Genomic DNA, 17,117 nt, shown 5'->3' with positions numbered 1-17,117 from the left:
GACCAGGAGGCGTGGCCCGTGGACGTGAGTGACCTGCTGATTGAGGCGTACGACCGCCTGCCCGACCTCGTCCGCGCGGCGGTCGACGGTCTCACCCCGGAGCAGCTGCACCGGGCGCCCGGTCCGGGCGCCAACACGATCGGCTGGCTGATCTGGCACCTGACCCGCGTCCAGGACGACCACGTCGCCGACCTGATGGACACCGACCAGATCTGGGCGAGTGGTGACTGGGCGGGACGGTTCGGGCTCACCGCCGACCCGGGCGACACCGGCTACGGCCACTCGCCCGCGCAGGTCGCGGCGGTGCGGCCGGAGAGCGCGCAGGCGCTGATCGACTACTACGAGGCGGTCTCCGGACGGACCCGGCAGTTCCTGGCCGGTCTGCGGCCCGCGGACCTGGACCGCGTGGTCGACGAGGCGTGGGATCCGCCGGTCACCCTCGGCGTCCGGCTGGTCAGCGTAGCCGAGGACGACCTGCAACACGTCGGTCAGGCCAGCTACGTCCGCGGCCTGATCGGGGCCGACTGAGCGGCGGCGTCCGCCGGGCTCCTGACACACCCGTCGTCACCCGCTTCGGGTGAGCCGGCCTCACCCCGTAGCGGGTGATCCTGCGGGGAAGCGGGGGAGGGGGCGTGATGGGAACGACCGTGGCGGAATACCTGGGACGGCTGGACTCCGGCCGGCGTACCGACCTGCCGGAGACGACCGCCGGGACCCTCCGGCTGGACGCGCGCGAGGACGGCCGTACCGAGCACTGGTACCTGACCGTCGCCGACCAGCACGTGCGGGTGACCAAGTCGGGCGACGACGCGGACCTGGTCGTCCGCGCCGCCCCGGCGGTCCTCGACCGGTTGGCGAGCGGGGAGACCCACGTGGCGACGGCGCTGCTGCGCAACGAGCTGACCGCGCAGGGCGACATCCAGCTGCTGATGCTGCTGCGGCGCATCTTTCCCGGGCCGGCCGGCGCCCGCCATCCACGCGAGCTGGGTCGGGCCGCGATGGCCGGGCGGGAGGGGCGGCGGTGAGCCGGGAACGGGTGCACGTGATCGCGGGGAACGCCTTCGCGATCAGTGACGCACAGGGCGACGTGGTGGAGGATCCGACCACGCCGGTGGGGCTGTTCTCGTTCGACACCCGCTTCCTGTCCCGCTGGGTGCTCAGTGTCGGCGGTGAAGAGCTGAATGTGCTCTCCCGCGACGACATGACGTACTTCGAGACCCGGTTCTTCCTGGTCCCGGGCGCGGCGAGCCACTACGTCGACGCCGACGTGTCGGTCATCCGGCACCGCTCGCTCGACGACAGCTTCAACGAGCGCATCACGTTGCTCAACCACTCCACGCAGCCGGCCGAGTTCACCGTGCGGATGGACATGGGCAGCGACTTCGCCGACCTGGCCGACCTGGCCGAGGTCGCTGAGGGCCGGGAGCTGCGGGGGCGGGCCGTCGAGGTCGCCGCCGACTCCGCACGCAGCCAGCTCGTGCTGCGGTACGAGCGGGAGCGGTTCGTCCGCGAGACCGTCGTGAGCAGCACGGCTTCCGCCGATGTGGACGCGCGGGGAATGACGTTCCGGATCCGGATCGAGCCCGAGGGGACGTGGGAGACCGACCTGCACGTCACCATGACCATCCGGGGCGAGGGCGGCCGGGACCTGCGCAGAAACCTGGAGTCCCACCGGGACCACGTACGCGGGGGGATGCGCGAGGATCTGGCGGCCTGGATGGACGGGGCCCCGCAGCTGGTGGCCGAACGCGCCGGCCTGGAGGACACCTACCGGGGCAGCCTGGCCGACCTGGGGGCGCTGCGGTACATGCCGCTGGCGTACAACGCCCGGGTGCCGGTCGGCGGTCTGCCGTGGGCGATGGCGCTCTGCGGGCGGGACAGCATCATCACCTGCCTGCAGACCATCGCGTTCACCCCCGAGCTGACGCCCGCGACGTTGCGGTTGCTGGCGCTGTTGCAGGGCGGCCAGCTCGACGACGCGCACGACGAGGAGCCGGGCAAGATCGTCGGCCAGCTCCGGTACGGCGAGTCGGCCGCGTTCGCCGACCGGCCGAACGCGCTGTACTACGGCGCGGCGGACACCACCCCGCTGTTCGTCGTCCTGCTCGACGAGTACGAGCGCTGGTCCGGCGACGCGGACCTGGTCCGCGAGCTGCGCCATCCGGCCCGGATGGCACTGGACTGGATCGACGAGTACGGCGACCTGACCGGCGACGGGTACCTGCGCTACCAGCGTCGCAACGAGCGGTACGGCCTGCTCAACCAGTGCTGGAAGAACTCCCCGGACGCGATCATCGACGCGTGCGGGCGGCAACCGGCGCTGCCCCGGGCCACCTGCGAGTTGCAGGGCTACGCGTACGACGCGAAACGGCGTGGCGCGCGGTTGGCCCGGGAGTTCTGGGGTGACCCCGGGTACGCCGACCGGCTGGAACGGGAAGCCGCGGAGCTGAAGGACCGGTTCAACCGGGACTTCTGGCTACCGGAACGGGAGTACTACGCGTTGGCGCTCGACCCGTACGGCGAGCCGGTGGACGCGCTGTCGTCGAACATCGGGCATCTGTTGTGGAGTGGGATCGTCGCGGACGACCGCGCCGAGGCGGTCGCCGAGCATCTGCTCGGGCCACGGTTGTTCAGCGGCTGGGGAGTGCGCACCTACGCCACCGGGCAGCAGCCGTACAACCCGATGGGCTCACACCTGGGGGCGGTCTGGCCGTCGGACAACGCCCTGATCGCGGCCGGGCTGCGGCACTACCGCTTCGATGCGCAGGCGGGCCGGATCGCGGCCGGCATCTTCGACATGGCGCAGACGCTCGGCGGGGCGGTGCCCGAGCTGATCGCCGGCTACGAGCGCAGCCGGACGAAGTACCCCGTGCAACTGCCCGCGGCGGGTCGCCCGCAGTCGTGGTCCTCGGGCGCGCTACTGATGCTGCTGGGCACCCTGCTGGGGCTGCGGCCGACCGGCGGCAACCTCCTGGTCAACCCGGCCCTGCCAGCGGGCTTCGGCAGACTCGAGCTGCTGGACATCCCGGGCCGTTGGGGCATCACCGACGCGTACGCCGGAGACCGCTCGTCCACCGCCGCCGGCCGTCGCCGACTTCGCTGATCGGACCTGCGTCAGGGCAGGCCGTCGACGGTGACGCCAGTGTCGCGAGCGCTGTGCGCGGTGGAAGCGGGTGGGGTGGGGGTGCGGCGGGACAGGGTGCGATCGAGTCCGACGAGGAGCAGGCCGAGCAGCCAGAACGCGATGGCGAGGAAGACCGCGCTGATCGCCACCCCGTCGTAGCCCAGCTCGCCCACGTCCAGGAACGGGTACGGGTAGGCGTGCACGACCAGCCCTCGCAGCAGGGCGAAGCCGAGGTAGCCCAGCGGAAACGCCAGCCACCAGGCCGCGTACCGCGGGCGCAGCCGGCCGCGCTGGTCGAACAGCACCCAGTCGGCGACCGCCAGCAGCGGCACCGCGGTGTGCAGCAGCTGGTTGCCGAGCGCCTCGCCGACGGCCCGGTCCGGCTGGGCCATCGCGAACGGGCTGGCCGGGTTGGCCAGCACCAGGTGGTAGACCACGCCCGTGATGGTGATGTAGAGGGTGACCGCCCCGCGCAGCGCCGACGGTGGATCGGGTCGGTCCCGCCACGCGCTGAGGCCCGCGTACCCCGCGAGAGCGCCGACCGCGACGTTGCTCTGGATGGTGAAGTACGGCAGCAGCCCGGTGACGGTGGCCGGGCCGAGCGCGGTGAGGACGATCCCGGCCAGCACGCTGAGCACCACCACCAGGCGCAGGACCGCCGCCGCCGCGCGTCGCCGCCGCAGAGTCATCGGGGCAAATTATCAGTACGAGGTGTCCCGCGCTCTGCTGGACGAGCCGCTCGGCTCGTACCGTCCGAGGGCCGACGGGCGGTCGGAGCGCGCGTCCCGGCCGGTCAGGTCGGTGGGCCGACCGGCGGGGATTGCCGGCCGTCGCCCCGGTGCCGTGCGGTGTGGTCCGGTCCGGCAGCGGTGGGGCGCGTGTTCGGGGGGCCCGGCGTTTGTGGACGTCGACTCGGCGCGGCCCCGGGTCGCCCGTCGCTCGCCCCGCGCGGCGCGGCGGCCAGGACCCGCTCGCAGTAGCCGGCCACCCGCTGTCGGTTCCCGGCGGCGACGATCAGCCCGGAGAAGACCGGGTTGTCGAGTGCTCGACCGTGGTCGTTCCCGGCGACCGCCTGGTACGCCCGGCACAGGCCCGCCATCTCGGCCGCGACCGAGGAGGAGGGCGCCGGTCCGCTCGTGGCGGGTGCGCCCGACCTGGCCTCCCCACCGGTGACCGGGTCGGCAACGGGTGGTGGAACGCCGGGCGCCGACGGGGTGGCCGTGGGCGGCTGCGGCGCACGGGGCGCAGGGCCGCCGGTGGCCGTGGCCAGCGCCACCCCGCCGCTGACGACGAGGGCCAGGGCCGCCACGGCGGCCCTGGCACCGAATCCGGCCAGGCCGCGTGGGCGGCGGGCGGGCCGTCGGGAAACGGTCGGTGCGCCCAGGGCGACGCCCTCCCCGGCCTGCCGTTCGGGATCCGGATGGAGGCGGCCGTGGCGTTCGCGGCGAAAGGCCAGCACGGCGACGTCCTCGCCGGCCAGCTCCGCGGGGCGCGGCGCGGCGCGTGCCGCGGTCAGCAGCAGTACGACCGGTCGTGATCCGGTCGATGGCTCGACCGCCCCGCCGAGCAACCGCTCGGCGGTCTCCTGGTCCATCCGGTCCGCGTTCATCTCGTGTCCCTCAGCGCCGCCCACCTGCGTGGTGTCACATGTCGAGGCGGGATGGGACCGGGTGACACGAGGTGGATGGTGGGAACCGCCGGCGATCGGCGGCGGCGGACTGGCCCGCTCAGCCCATGGTCTTGGCGCCGTCGATCGTCTCGCGCAGGATGTCGGCGTGCCCGGCGTGCTGGGACGTCTCGGCGATCAGGTGCAGCAGCACCCGGCGGACGGTCCAGCTCGCCCCCGGCTCGAACCAGGGCGCCTGCGGCAGCGGGTGCGCGGCGTCCAGGTCGAGGGTGCCGATCAGCTCGTCGGTCCGGTCGGCGACCTGCCGGAACCGCTCGACCAACCCGGCCAGGGTCTCGCCCGGCGCCATCCGGAACTGGCCGACCCAGTCGATCTCTTCGCGCTGCATCGCCTCCGCGCCGCCGACGGCGAAGAGCATCCACCGCTCCTCGGTGCCGGCCACGTGCTTGATGAGGCCGCCGAGGCAGAGCTCGCTGGCGGTGCTGCAGGTGGCAGCCTGCTCGTCGGTCAGCCCGTTGACGGTGTGCAGGAGAAAGCCCCGGTGTCGGCGCAGCGTCTGCAGCAGGTCGGCCCGCTCCCCGGTGAGCCGCTCGGTGCTGATGGTCATGGCGCCGCCTCTCCGTCGATGTCCGCTCCACGCGAGCGTAGGAGGCGACACCGACAATTTGGGATCGACACGACGGCCGCGCGGGCTGCCAGCGGTTGCCGATCCGGGCGCGGAGCGGTCCACTGAATGACATGGGTGTGATTAAGGTGGGCACGTCGTCCTGGGCCGACCAGTCGTTGCTGCGCTCCGGGTGGTACCCGCGTTCGGCCAGCACCCCGGCCGGCCGGCTCGCCTACTACGCCGGCCGGTTCCCACTGGTCGAGGTGGACACCTCCTACTACGCGATCCCCGCGCCGGAGATCACACAGGGCTGGGTCGACGCCACCCCGGCGGAGTTCACCTTCGACGTCAAGGCGTTCAGCCTCTTCACCGGTCACCCGACGCCGGTCGCCGCGCTGCCCCGCGACCTGCGCCCGGCCGCCGGCCCGAGTCGGATCCGTCGCCGCGACCTGCCCGAGCGGGCGTACGACGAGCTGTGGTCCCGGTTCCGGGCGGCGCTGGAGCCGATCGCGGCGGCCGACAAGCTGGGCGTGGTGCTGCTGCAGTTTCCGCCGTGGCTGGTGCGCAGCGCCGCCGCGGAGCGCCGGATCGTCGAGCTGGCGCGGCGATGCCGGCCGTGGCGGGTCGCCGTGGAGCTGCGGCACGGGTCCTGGTTCGACGAAGACGCCGCACCGGCCACGATGGACCTGCTGCGCGCGCACGACCTCTCACTGGTCTGCGTCGATATGCCGCAGGGCCACCCGTCGTCGGTGCCGCCGATCCTGACGACCACGGCGGAGCCGGCGATCGTTCGGTTCCACGGCCACAGCGACGCCTGGCGTGACGGCGACAAGCAGGACAAGTTCCGCTACGCGTACGCCGAGGAGGAGCTGCGGCACTGGGCCGGGCTGCTGGCCGAGCTGGCCGGCCCGGCCGACGAGCTGCACGTGCTGTTCAACAACTGCTGCGCCGGTCAGGCACAGCGCGACGCCACCCGGCTGGCCCAGCTGCTCACCGAGAACATCCTCGGCGTCGAGCCGGTGCGGCAGACCGTCCCGGCCCGCGCCACGTCGACCGGCTGACGTCCGGCAACCCGGCGCCCGCCGGGCAGAGGCTCGGTCCGCGGGCCGTCAGGAGCGCCGGCCTCGCGTCCGCAGCGCGTCCTCGGCCCGCTCGTCGATGTCCGCGTCGTCCGGGAAGGACCGCCGGCTGGGTGCCGGGTCCGGGGGCGCGCCCGGCCCGGCCGCGGTGGTACGGGTGGGTTCCACCGAGCCGAAACCGTGCCGACCGGCCGGGCCGGATTGGCCAGCCTGGGCGCCGGCGCGGCGCTCGCCGCGCCGCCCCTCGGGCACCGCGGTCTCCTCGCTGCCCTCGTCCATCGGCGAGTCCTCGTCCGCGCCCCAGGGCGGCTCCGCATCGAAGCCGTCCTCGGTCTTCCACGGCGTGACGGCCTCCGGCTCCAGCCGGTCGCCGCTGCCACTGGATCCCCTGTGCGCCGTCATGGCCACCCCGCTCGTCGGGTCCGCCGCCAGCGGCGGACGATTGCCCTCCCCGGGCCGGTCCGGCTCGCCCGGTCGCACGCCGTGCCACCGCGCCCTTTCGCACCAGCGACACAGAGCCGGCCGGCGCCCCGCCGTCGAGGTGCCGGCGGGACGTCGGCCAGCCCGGCGCTCAGCGCCCGGCCATCGCCATCTGCCGCTTGCCGGCGCTCATGCCCGCCATCTTCGCCATCCCCTTCGGGGCGCTCACGAGCATGCCGGCCCGGCCGAGCATCCCCCGGAACACCTGGCCGGGTTTCTGCTGCTCACTCATGTACGCGGTGACCACCACCAGGGTCCCGGTCAGCGCCGGGATGGCCCACTGGAGCAGCTTCATCTGCCGTTGCGACGCGGCCACGCTGGCCGGAGTCTGATGGTTCGGCTCGGTGGCGCCGTTCACCGGTGGGGCGCCCGCCTTCTCCAACCGCATGCCGATCAACCGGCTGTAGCCGGTCACCGCGAGTGCGCCGATCGTCAGCGCCGTCTTGATGGTGCTGGCGCGGGCGACCCCGGACTGACTGGCCACCCGTGGGCTCTCCGTCACCAGTTCACCGACCGCTCCGGCCAGGTGAGCGCCGATGGCGGCCGCGTTGACCGGGGTCCACTTGGACCATCCGGCTGACGCGGCCGGGAGCCGCTGTGTGGTGTCACTGATCTTCGCCGCTGCGCCGTTGACGCCGAGCGCTCCCATGAGGGAGCCGCCGAACCAGGCCGCCAGACCCAGATCGTGCATCGAGCGCAGTGCGGTATGCCGTTCGGACATCTGATCCCCTTCCGCCGTGTCGGGCGCTGCGGCTTACCCGCCGCCCGGGCGGCTAACCCCGTCCCTGGCCGGCCGATCCACGCCGCATCCGGTACTCCCGGGACATCCGGGCACGGGGGTGCCGCATCGTCGCCGGCAGGAGTCGTTCGGTCCGTGGTGGGTAGATCTCGACGGACGCTGAGGGAGAGGGGAACGGGATGTCGCAGCCGGAGGAGAGCCGGGAGAAGACCGCCAGTACCGACGCGGTGCTCATGCACCCGGACAACGACCCGCACAAGAACACCGCGGAGGTCCCGCCGCGCAAGGACCACGGTGAGGTCCGGGTGGAGCGCGACGGGGACCTGGTGCCGCTGGATCAGGACGAGTGAGCGGGCCGGCCGGGCCCACACGATGACCGGCCGGCACCTCTTCAGCGGCGCGGCAGGCCGCCGGCGAAGCGGACGACCCGGTGTGCCAGCGGGATGCTCGCGCGGACCCAGGTGAAGTGGTCCAGCGCGGCGCCGGCCTGCGCCACTGTGTACCGCTCCCGGGTCAGCGGCGCCGCGGTGAGCTTCGCGCAGAGGTGGTCCATGGACTCGTGCGGCGTGTACTGGTCGTCGTCCACGCTGACCGCAAGCACCGGGGTTCGTACCGCGCGTACCGCCGCCTCGGTGTCCGTTCCGTCCAGTCGGGGGAAACGGCCGGTCCGCGCGGTGTACGCCCAGTCCCTGATCACCCCGCGTGCCTGCCGGCCGCCGAAACCCCAGCCCGGCCAGACCCCGAGCAGCGCGGCGGTCGCGGCGATCCCCTGGGTGTACGGGAGCACGCCGAAGCCGCGCCGGCCCGGATAGCTTCGCCAGTAGGGGACGCCGACGGCGACCAGCGCCAGTCCGTCCACCGCGTCACCGCCGTGCAGGGCGAGGTGCAGCAGCGCTGCCTGCCCGCCGAGCGAGTGCCCCAGCAGCAGCCGGGCACGCCCGTCCAGCCGCGGCTTGAGCGCGGCCAGCACGGCACCGACGTCGGCCGCCAGTTCGCTGTAGCCGTGCCGGTCGGCGCGGCTCGGCGCGGGCGTGCTCGTGCCGGTGCCGCGGAGGTCAACGACGACCACCGCCAGCCCCGCGGCGCGCAGCGCGGCCGCGAACGGCCGGTAGTAGCGGGCCCGGACCCCCATGGCCGGCCAGATCACCACCATCGGCGCACCCGCCGGTCCGTCCGGCTCCGGATACACCTGTACGCCGAGGCGACCGCCGTCGACGTCGACGAACTCCTGCGCGTACTCCGTGTCCCCGCTCACCGGCCCAGCTTACGGGCCGACATTACCGGCGGGTAGCCGCCGCTGCCCGCTCTCCTCCGTGTACGCGACGGAGGCCCCGCCGGGGTGGCGGAGCCTCCGGTCGTGCTGTCGGTCAGGAGACGGAGATCGTCCCGTTGCTGGCCCGGACACACGCCACCGCGCGGGCGCTGGTGGTGGCGGCGCCGCTGAGGCACTGACCGAGCACCTGGTGCCCGGTGGCGTTCGGGTGCCACGACTCCTGGCAGGTCTGGAAGTAGCTGACGCAGGTGTTGGCGATGCGCTGGATCGCGATCTTGTCCTTGCCGGAGAGGCTGGTGACGAAGGTGCCGTTGGGGCTGTCCTGGAGCCGGATCGGGGTGGCCAGCGCGCCGGTCGGGCTGCTCGACGACTCGCAGAGCCGCGCGCCGTCGAAGGCCCGCTGCACGTTGAGGTAGACCAGGTCGGCGGCGGGGAACTCGGCGGCCAGGGTGTCCCGGGTGGACTTCACCAGCGTGCCGAGGCCCTGCGAGAAGCGGTGTCCGGGCAGCAGGCTGGCCCGGTGGATCGGGCAACCGGCCGCGTACCGCTCGGCTCCCAGGTCACGGAACTTGTCCCGGGTGTCGTCCCGGCCGTCCTCGGTGTGGAAGGTCGGGTTCAGGTCCATCGGCAGCGGGTTGGTGTAGTCCTGGAACACGATCCGGTGCTGCCCGTCCGCGTCCACCTGGTCGAGGGTGGTCAGCAGCTGTCGTACCGCGGCGGTGGTCTCAGCGGTCGCGGCGCTGAGCTGTGCGGCGGTGGCGAGGTCGGCGTCGGTGCACGGCTTCTGCTCCACCGGGCCGCCCAGGTACGCCCAGAACTCCCACCAGCCCGTCCAGGCGTCGGCGATGAACCGGTTGGCGCACTTCTCCGCCACGCTGCCGAAGGTGAACGAGCTGTTGTTCGACCCGAGGCCGATCAGCACCAGGTCGATGTCCTGGGTCTGCGCGACGGCGCGCAGCTGGTCGATCTGCGCGGCCACCGTCCGGCCGTTGGCCCGCGCGCTCGACGCGGTGGCGATGTCGTGGGGCTGGCCGCCGGAGCAGGCCAGGTTGAACCGGTTCTGGATGCCCGGCAGGTTCGCCTGGTTCAGCGAGGCGTTCGCCGATCGGTGGCAGAAGAACGCGTTGTTGTTGGGCGCCGTCCAGCCGGGGAAGCCCTGGGCGACGCCGTTGACGTCGACGACCGGGGTGTACGCCCCGGCGCCCTCGCCGCTGATGAAGCTGTCGCCGAGCGCCACCGCGGCGGTGGGCAGCGCGGCGGACGCGGGGGCGGGCAGCGCAACGGCGGTCGACAGCGCCGCCGTGACGATCGTGAGTGCCGCGGCGAGCGCGGTACGCCGGAACCTGGGCATGGGGCTCCCATCCATCGAAAGATGAAAGATTCTCTGAGAGCGCGATCAGATCACCCCCGTGCAACGGGCGTCAATGGCTCGCAACAGAATCGTTCGATGAAGGACACGCCCGCCCCGGTACACCATTCGGCCTCCACCTGGCGGCAACCCCTGCCCGCGGCCCGGCTCGACCACGCGGACCACGCTGGTCGATGAGCTCGACCTGCCGGCGATCCGGGCCCTCCTGCGGGAACCCGCCGGCCCGCCCCGAGCTGGACGACCTCTGGGAATACCGCATCTGGGTGGAGGTCGCGGCGGAGCTGTCGATGGGCGCGGTGTGGTCCGCGACGGCAGTCGGGAGGGCGACGCGGCGGCAGTCGGGAGGGCGACGCGGCGGCCGAGGCGCTGCACCGGGACCGGTACCTCGCCGCCCAACGCGCCTACCTCGCCGAGGCGGACCCGCTTCCCCGGGTCGACGCGACGGTCGACAACACCGGCTTCACCGACCCTCGCCTGCTGCCGCGCCGACCGACCTGCCGGGCGGGTTGCCGCGGCGCCTCGACGCGGCCGCGCCGGCGGCGTTCAGACCGACACCCCAGATCAGCAGGACGCACAACCACTGCACCCACCGCAGCACGCTCATGTCCCCCGAGAGCAGGTTGCGCACGCTGCCGTACGGGGTGAGCCACGGCTGCGCGGGACGGAGGGCGTCCACACCGCCCAGCAGCGCGTACAGGCCCAGCGGCAACACGATGGTGGCGAGGAACGCGACGACCGGCGAACGCAGCAGCAGACCCAGGCCGGTGCCCACCAACCCGGCGACGATCTGCACCAGCACACCGCCCACCGCGACGGTCCCGACGTGTCGCCACGGATCATCGGCGACATCGGCCGGCGTGAGGGCGAGCGTCGCGGCGCAGACCAGCACCCCGCCGACGCCGATGACGACGGCCGGCAGGCACACCGCGAGCACCGTGGGCGTGACCCGGACGGCGTCGGGCGCCCGACGCAGGTCCCGCACCAGCAGGATGCCGAACAGCGGCGTCAGGACCGACATCAGGCTCTGGACCGTGTCCGAGAGCGCGGCGAACGTCCGGTCGTCGGGAGCCGCCGCCGCGGTCAGCGCCACCGCGGCGAGCACACCCGCCAGCAACGTGCCCGCGAGCAGCCAGCGGCGGGCGCGCGTACCGATGGCGCGCTGGAGAGGGCCCCGCATCGTCCCGTCCACCACGATCGCCTCCTGCGGGCCGGTCGTACCCGGATCGTCCGGGTTCCTCAACGCGGTCACCGGATCGGCCCGCGGTGGAACTCGGCACGCCAACGGCGTACCCCGCTCTGGTCCTGGATCCCCTCCACCAGGACCGGCACGAGCCCGGCGCCGGCGAACGCGTCGATCTCGACGCGGGTCAACGGCCAGGGCGGCGCGACCGGTGTGGGCTCCTCGTCGGCGCGGCCAGCGGCGATCACCAGCAGCGTGCCTCCCGGCGCGACCAACTCGCCCACCGCGCCGATCGCGGCGGCCCGGATCTCCGCCGGCAGCGCCTGCACGGTCATGCTCTCCACCACCAGGTCGAACGACCGTCGCCAGGCCGGTGGCGGGTCCAGCACATCGGCGACGCGGTAGTCCACCGTCGAGCCGGGGTGCCGGTCGCGGGCAGCGGCCACCGCGGTGGGGGAGATGTCGAAGGCCGCCGTTTCGAAGCCCAGCCCCGCGATGTGCTCAGCGTCCCGCCCGTACCCGCAGCCGACCACGACCGCCCGGCGGCCGGCCCCCGTCAGACACCTCTCGGTGGTCCACTCGACGAGCAGGCCGTGCGGGGCGTCGCGATCCCACGGGACGACCGCCTCGCCGCGCTCCGCCTCGGTGTAGAGCCGCTCGAACCAGCCCGTCGGATCGCCGACGGCCGGCGACGCCGCAGCCAGCCGTCCGGTCGCCTCGTCCTCTGCCATGTCCGCCCCCGCCCCGCGCCGGCGCGTGCCGCTCGCGATCGCCGGTCAGCCTAGCGACCGAACCGCCCGTCCGTGGCCCCGCGACCGCCGCCGGCCGCCCGGTCGGGGCTGGCCGCGAGCTGTTCGTTGGCTCACGTCCGGGCGCCGAGGCACGGCGGGTCGCGTAGGTCCTCCGGGAGTTGTCCCAGCCGCGGGCTAGGCTCGCTGCGGCGCGCCACGCCGGCTGATGTCGCCGGTGACCGGCAGCACACCGCCGAGACCGGGGAGTACGACCAGTTGACCGCAGAGCCTGACACCCTGTACGGGGCCGATGACCTCACCCACCTTGAGGGGCTGGACGCCGTCCGCAAGCGGCCCGGCATGTACATCGGTTCCACCGACAGCCGTGGCGTGGGTCACCTCGTCAACGAGATCCTCGACAACTCCACCGACGAGGGTGTCGCCGGTCACGCCACCAACGTCGAGGTGACACTGCACGCCGACGGCTCGGTGCAGGTCGACGACGACGGCCGGGGCATCCCCACCGACGTGCACGCCAAATCCGGCATCTCCGGCGTCGAGCTGGTGCTCACCCGGCTGCACGCCGGCGGCAAGTTCGGCGGCTCCGGTTACAAGACCTCCGGCGGCCTGCACGGCGTCGGCGCGTCCGCGGTCAACGCCCTGTCCCGCCGATTCGACGTGACCGTCCGCCGCGCCGGCAAGATCCACTCGATGTCCTTCCGGCACGGCGTGCCGGGGATCTTCGACGGCGACGGGCCGGACGCTCCGTTCACCGCCGGTCCCGGGCTCCAGGTGATCGGCGCGATGAAGCGCAGGCAGTCCACCGGCACCTCGATCCGCTGGTGGCACGACGCCCGCTACTTCGAGACCGGCGCGGCGCTCGACGTCGACGCGGTCCGGATGAAGCTGCGCAACACCGCCTTCCTGGTCCCCGGCGTGCTGTACCTGCTGCGCGACCTGACCGGCGAGGCGCCCGCCGAGGAGAAGTTCCACTACCCCAACGGGCTCAGCGACATGGTGGAGTTCCTCGCCCCGGCCGGCGACCGGCCGGTCTCGGGCACCCTGCTCGTCAACGGCGAGGGGACGTACCGGGAGAACGCCGCCGACGCCAACGGCGTCATGCAGTCCAACGTGCAGCGCCGCGCCGAGGTCGAGGTGGCGTTCCGCTGGGGCACCGGCTACGAGCGCACCGTCGAGTGCTTCACCAACACCATTCGCAACGCGCACGGCGGCACCCACCGCAAGGGCTTCGAGCGGGCCCTCGTCCGCACCCTCGCCGACGCGATCCGCAACACCCGCGGCCTGCTCAAGGCCAAGGAGGAGCCGCCCACCCTCGACGACGTCCTGGAGGGGATGACCGCGGTCGTGCACGTGCGGATCCCCGAGCCGCAGTTCACCTCGCAGACCAAGGACGAGCTCTCCACCACCGGCATCACCAAGGTCATCCACACCCTGGTCGAGGCGCACCTCAAGGCGTGGCTGGAGGACCGGCGCACCAAGGCCGAGGCGCGCACAGTCCTGCAGAAGATCGTCGACGCGGCGCGGGTACGGCTCACCCAGAAGCAGCAGAAGGACGCCGCCCGGCGCAAGACCGCCCTGGAGGGCGCGTCGATGCCGCCGAAGCTGGTCGACTGCCGCGCCACCGGCATCGACCGCAGCGAGCTGTTCATCGTCGAGGGCGACAGCGCCCTCGGGACGAGCCGCATGGCCCGCTCCTCGGAATACCAGGCGCTGCTGCCGATCCGGGGAAAGATCCTCAACGTGCAGAAGGCCAACCTCCAGCAGGTGTTGGACAACGCCGAGTGCGCGGCGATCGTCCAGGTGCTCGGCGCCGGCTCGGGGCGCACCTTCGACCTCTCCGCACTGCGCTACGGCCGGGTGCTGATCATGGCCGACGCGGACGTGGACGGCGCGCACATCCGCACGCTGCTGATCACCCTCTTCGCCCGGTACATGCGCCCGTTGATCGAGGCCGGCCGGCTCTACGCCGCGATGCCGCCCCTGCACAAGATCACCACCAAGGGGCGCAACCCGCAGACCACCTACACCTACACCCAGGCCGAGATGGAGGCGACGGTCCGCAAGCTGGAGAAGGCCGGCAAGCAGATCGTCACCCCCATCCCGCGCTTCAAGGGCCTCGGTGAGATGGACGCCGACGAGCTGTGGGACACCACGATGAACCCGGCCACCCGCGCCGTCCGCCGGATCACCCTCGACGACGTGGACGCCGCCGAACGGATCCTCGAACTGCTGATGGGGGAGAAGGTCGAGCCGCGCCGCAACTGGCTGATCGACTCGGCCGACCGGGTCGACCGCGAGGCGATCGACGCATGAGCACGCGTACCGTCCGAGGGGAAAGCTGAGTCATGGCACGCCGCAAGGAAAACAAGGTCGATCTCTCCTCGTTCGACCAGGCCGGCGCGCGGGTCTTCGACAACCCGCTGGTCACCGAGGTTTCCGACTCCTATCTGGAGTACGCGTTCTCGGTCATCCACTCCCGCGCCCTGCCCGACGCCCGCGACGGCCTCAAGCCGGTGCACCGGCGCATCCTCTGGTCCATGTACGAGCAGGGCTACCGCCCGGACCGCGGGCACGTGAAGTCCGCCCGGGTGGTCGGCGACGTGATGGGCAAGTACCACCCGCACGGCGACACGGCGATCTACGACGCGATGGTCCGCCTCGCGCAGGACTTCTCGCTCAACGTCCCGCTGATAGACGGGCACGGCAACTTCGGCTCCCCCGACGACGGCCCGGCAGCCGCGCGTTACACCGAGGCGCGGATGTCGCGGGAGGCGATGCTGCTCGTCGGTGAGCTGGGCGAGGACACCGTCGACGTCGAGCCCAACTACGACGGCTCGCTGACCCAGCCGACCGTGCTGCCGGCCGCCTTCCCCAACCTGCTGGTCAACGGCGCGTCCGGGATCGCGGTCGGGATGGCGACCAACATGATCCCGCACAACCTGGCGGAGGTGGTCTCCGCCGCCCGCTGGCTGATCAACCACCCGGACGCCACTCTGGACAAGCTCATGGAGTTCGTCCCCGGCCCCGACCTGCCCACCGGCGGCGTGCTGCTCGGCCTGGACGAGGTGCGCCGGGCGTACGAGACCGGGCGCGGCGTGGTGCGGATGCGCGGCAAGGTGGAGATCGGCCCGATCGAGGGCAGCCGGGGCCGCCAGGGCATCACCGTGGTCGAGCTGCCGTACGGCATCGGCGCGGAGAAGGTCATCGCGGCGATCACCAACGAGGTCACCAAGACCAAGCGGCTGACCGGCATCGCCGACGTCAAGGACCTCACGGACCGGGAGAGCGGCACCCGACTGGTCATCGAGTGCAAGGTGGGGGTCAACCCGCAGGCGTTGCTCGCCGACCTCTACCGGCTCACCCCGCTGGAGCAGTCGTTCGGCGTCAACAACCTGGTCCTGGTGGACGGGCAGCCGCGCACGCTCGGGCTGAAGGCGCTGCTGGAGGTGTTCCTGGCCCACCGGTACGAGGTGGTGACCCGGCGCAGCTCGTACCGCCGCCGCAAGCGTCAGGAGCGGCTGCACCTGGTCGACGGTCTGCTGATCGCGCTGCTGGACATCGACCGGGTGGTCCGGCTGATCCGGGGCAGCGACGACGCGCAGGCCGCCAAGGACGGCCTGATGAGCCAGTTCGGCCTGTCCGACATCCAGGCCACGTACATCCTGGACACTCCGCTGCGCCGCCTGACGAAGTACGACCGGATCGAGCTGGAGGCCGAGCAGGAGCGGCTGCGCGCCGAGATCGCCGAGCTGTCCACCATCCTCGACGACGACAGGGTGCTCAAGAAGCTGGTCTCCGACGAGCTGGCCGCCGTGGTCAAGCAGTTCGGCACCGAGCGGCGTACCACGCTGGTCGACGGCGACCTCAAGGAGGTGCTGGCCGCGTCCGCGCCGGCCGGGCCGCTCGAGGTCGCGGACGACCCGTGTCAGGTGATCCTCTCCGCGACCGGGCTGGTCGCCCGGACCGCCGCCGAGTCGGAGGAGAGCGCCGAGGGGCGTCGCCGCAACGGTCGGGTCAAGCACGACACGGTACGCGCGATCGTGCACTCCACCGCCCGTGGGCGGGTGTTGCTGGTGACCAGCGCCGGTCGGGCCTTCAAGATCGACGTGCTGCCGTTGCCGGTGCTGCCCGAGCAGGCTGGCACGGTGTCGTTGCGGGGCGGCATGTCCGCCGCCGAGCTGGTGCCGCTGGAGGCGGGGGAGACGGTGGTCGGCCTGGCCCCGCTCGGCGGGCCGGCGGACGGCTCGCCGGGGCTGGCGCTCGGCACCCGGCAGGGCGTGGTGAAGGTCTGCGCGCCGGAGTGGCCGGTGCGCTCCGACGAGTTCGAGGTGATCGGCCTGCGGGACGGCGACGAGGTGGTCGGGGCGACCTGGCTGACCAGCGGGGCCGAGACGCTGACCTTCGTCACCTCGGAGGCGTCGCTGCTGCGCTTCGCCGCCGGGCTGGTCCGCCCGCAGGGCCTCAAGGGCGGCGGCATGGCCGGCATCAACCTGCCCGCCGGAGCCCGGGTGGTCTTCTTCGGCGCGGTCGCCACCGACGATCCGGGGCACGGTGAGCCGATGGTGGTCACCTCCACCGGGGCGACGGTGAAGGTGACGCCGTTCAAGGCGTACCCGGCGAAGGGGCGGGCGACCGGCGGTGTGCGCGCGCACCGCTTCCTCAAGGACGAGACGGACGTGGCGGTCGCCTGGGTGGGGCCGCGGCCGGTGGGCGCCACCGGCACCGGCGAACCGGTCGAGCTGCCCGCGGCGGATCCGCGCCGCGACGGTTCCGGCTTCGCCGTGATGCTCGGCCCGACGGTGGTCGGCCACCTGGTCGAACGCGACTGACCCGATCCCGGTCCGGGGTGGCGGGACGGGGATCGTGTTCCCCGTCCCGCCACCTCGA

At 72.9% G+C, this 17,117-nt stretch carries 16 protein-coding genes; 7 read left to right on the top strand and 9 right to left on the bottom strand.

Annotation, left to right across the window (positions count from 1 at the left end):
- The first annotated feature begins 18 nt into the window (after positions 1–18).
- From EAD89_RS19170 to EAD89_RS19160, 3 genes are all read left to right on the top strand, one after another.
- Positions 19–528, top strand: coding sequence for a DinB family protein (locus EAD89_RS19170; protein ID WP_121676698.1), 510 nt, complete (start codon positions 19–21; stop codon positions 526–528).
- A 107-nt stretch (positions 529–635) separates the two neighbouring features.
- A complete protein-coding gene (locus EAD89_RS19165; protein ID WP_121676697.1) occupies positions 636–1,025 on the top strand; it encodes an SCP2 sterol-binding domain-containing protein in 390 nt (129 codons plus the stop codon).
- Positions 1,022–3,103: a glycogen debranching N-terminal domain-containing protein gene (locus EAD89_RS19160; protein WP_121676696.1), complete on the top strand. Its 2,082-nt coding sequence runs from the start codon at positions 1,022–1,024 to the stop codon at positions 3,101–3,103. The genes EAD89_RS19165 and EAD89_RS19160 overlap by 4 nt, the downstream gene beginning before the upstream one ends.
- Before the next feature lie 11 nt (positions 3,104–3,114).
- On the opposite strand, the gene EAD89_RS19155 is transcribed toward EAD89_RS19160, so the two are convergent.
- From EAD89_RS19155 to EAD89_RS19145, 3 genes are all read right to left on the bottom strand, one after another.
- Positions 3,115–3,813, bottom strand: a complete 699-nt coding sequence (locus EAD89_RS19155) for a Pr6Pr family membrane protein (RefSeq protein WP_199733558.1) — start codon at positions 3,811–3,813, stop codon at positions 3,115–3,117.
- A 104-nt stretch (positions 3,814–3,917) separates the two neighbouring features.
- A complete protein-coding gene (locus tag EAD89_RS19150) occupies positions 3,918–4,733 on the bottom strand; it encodes a hypothetical protein (RefSeq protein WP_121676695.1) in 816 nt (271 codons plus the stop codon).
- 118 nt (positions 4,734–4,851) lie between these two features.
- A complete protein-coding gene (locus EAD89_RS19145; RefSeq protein ID WP_121654333.1) occupies positions 4,852–5,358 on the bottom strand; it encodes a DinB family protein in 507 nt (168 codons plus the stop codon).
- Positions 5,359–5,489: 131 nt separating this feature from the next.
- On the opposite strand from EAD89_RS19145, the gene EAD89_RS19140 reads away from it, so the two are divergent.
- Positions 5,490–6,419 carry a DUF72 domain-containing protein gene (locus EAD89_RS19140; RefSeq protein ID WP_121676694.1) on the top strand — a complete coding sequence of 310 codons (930 nt, stop codon included), beginning with the start codon at positions 5,490–5,492 and terminating at the stop codon, positions 6,417–6,419.
- Positions 6,420–6,467: 48 nt separating this feature from the next.
- On the opposite strand, the gene EAD89_RS19135 is transcribed toward EAD89_RS19140, so the two are convergent.
- A complete protein-coding gene (locus EAD89_RS19135) occupies positions 6,468–6,839 on the bottom strand; it encodes a hypothetical protein (protein WP_121654367.1) in 372 nt (123 codons plus the stop codon).
- 169 nt (positions 6,840–7,008) lie between these two features.
- Positions 7,009–7,638, bottom strand: a complete 630-nt coding sequence (locus EAD89_RS19130; RefSeq protein WP_121654331.1) for a hypothetical protein — start codon at positions 7,636–7,638, stop codon at positions 7,009–7,011.
- Positions 7,639–7,835: 197 nt separating this feature from the next.
- Between EAD89_RS19130 and EAD89_RS30515 the strand changes: the two genes are divergently transcribed.
- Positions 7,836–8,006 (top strand): hypothetical protein, encoded by a 171-nt coding sequence (locus tag EAD89_RS30515; protein ID WP_158609791.1) that lies wholly within the window; start codon positions 7,836–7,838, stop codon positions 8,004–8,006.
- A gap of 41 nt (positions 8,007–8,047) precedes the next feature.
- Here EAD89_RS30515 and EAD89_RS19125 read toward each other — a convergent pair whose 3' ends face one another.
- The 4 genes from EAD89_RS19125 to EAD89_RS19105 all read right to left on the bottom strand — a co-directional run bounded on the left by EAD89_RS19125 (position 8,048) and on the right by EAD89_RS19105 (position 12,209).
- A complete protein-coding gene (locus EAD89_RS19125) occupies positions 8,048–8,911 on the bottom strand; it encodes an alpha/beta fold hydrolase (protein ID WP_121676693.1) in 864 nt (287 codons plus the stop codon).
- A 112-nt stretch (positions 8,912–9,023) separates the two neighbouring features.
- Positions 9,024–10,280, bottom strand: a complete 1,257-nt coding sequence (locus tag EAD89_RS19120; RefSeq protein WP_121676692.1) for a hypothetical protein — start codon at positions 10,278–10,280, stop codon at positions 9,024–9,026.
- 478 nt (positions 10,281–10,758) lie between these two features.
- Positions 10,759–11,547, bottom strand: coding sequence for a hypothetical protein (locus EAD89_RS19110; RefSeq protein ID WP_121676691.1), 789 nt, complete (start codon positions 11,545–11,547; stop codon positions 10,759–10,761).
- A complete protein-coding gene (locus tag EAD89_RS19105; RefSeq protein WP_121676690.1) occupies positions 11,544–12,209 on the bottom strand; it encodes a bifunctional 2-polyprenyl-6-hydroxyphenol methylase/3-demethylubiquinol 3-O-methyltransferase UbiG in 666 nt (221 codons plus the stop codon). The genes EAD89_RS19110 and EAD89_RS19105 overlap by 4 nt, the downstream gene beginning before the upstream one ends.
- Positions 12,210–12,485: 276 nt before the next feature.
- On the opposite strand from EAD89_RS19105, the gene EAD89_RS19100 reads away from it, so the two are divergent.
- Together EAD89_RS19100 and EAD89_RS19095 are read left to right on the top strand one after the other, a co-directional pair.
- Positions 12,486–14,543, top strand: coding sequence for a type IIA DNA topoisomerase subunit B (locus tag EAD89_RS19100; RefSeq protein ID WP_121654326.1), 2,058 nt, complete (start codon positions 12,486–12,488; stop codon positions 14,541–14,543).
- Positions 14,544–14,575: 32 nt separating this feature from the next.
- Positions 14,576–17,059 (top strand): DNA topoisomerase (ATP-hydrolyzing) subunit A, encoded by a 2,484-nt coding sequence (locus EAD89_RS19095; RefSeq protein WP_121676689.1) that lies wholly within the window; start codon positions 14,576–14,578, stop codon positions 17,057–17,059.
- Positions 17,060–17,117: the final 58 nt, after the last annotated feature.

It is taken from the genome of Micromonospora sp. BL4 (assembly GCF_003667505.1).
GTDB lineage: Bacteria > Actinomycetota > Actinomycetes > Mycobacteriales > Micromonosporaceae > Micromonospora.
The sequence above is the reverse complement of the archived record's forward strand: the minus strand, read 5'-3'. Positions and strand labels throughout refer to the sequence as shown.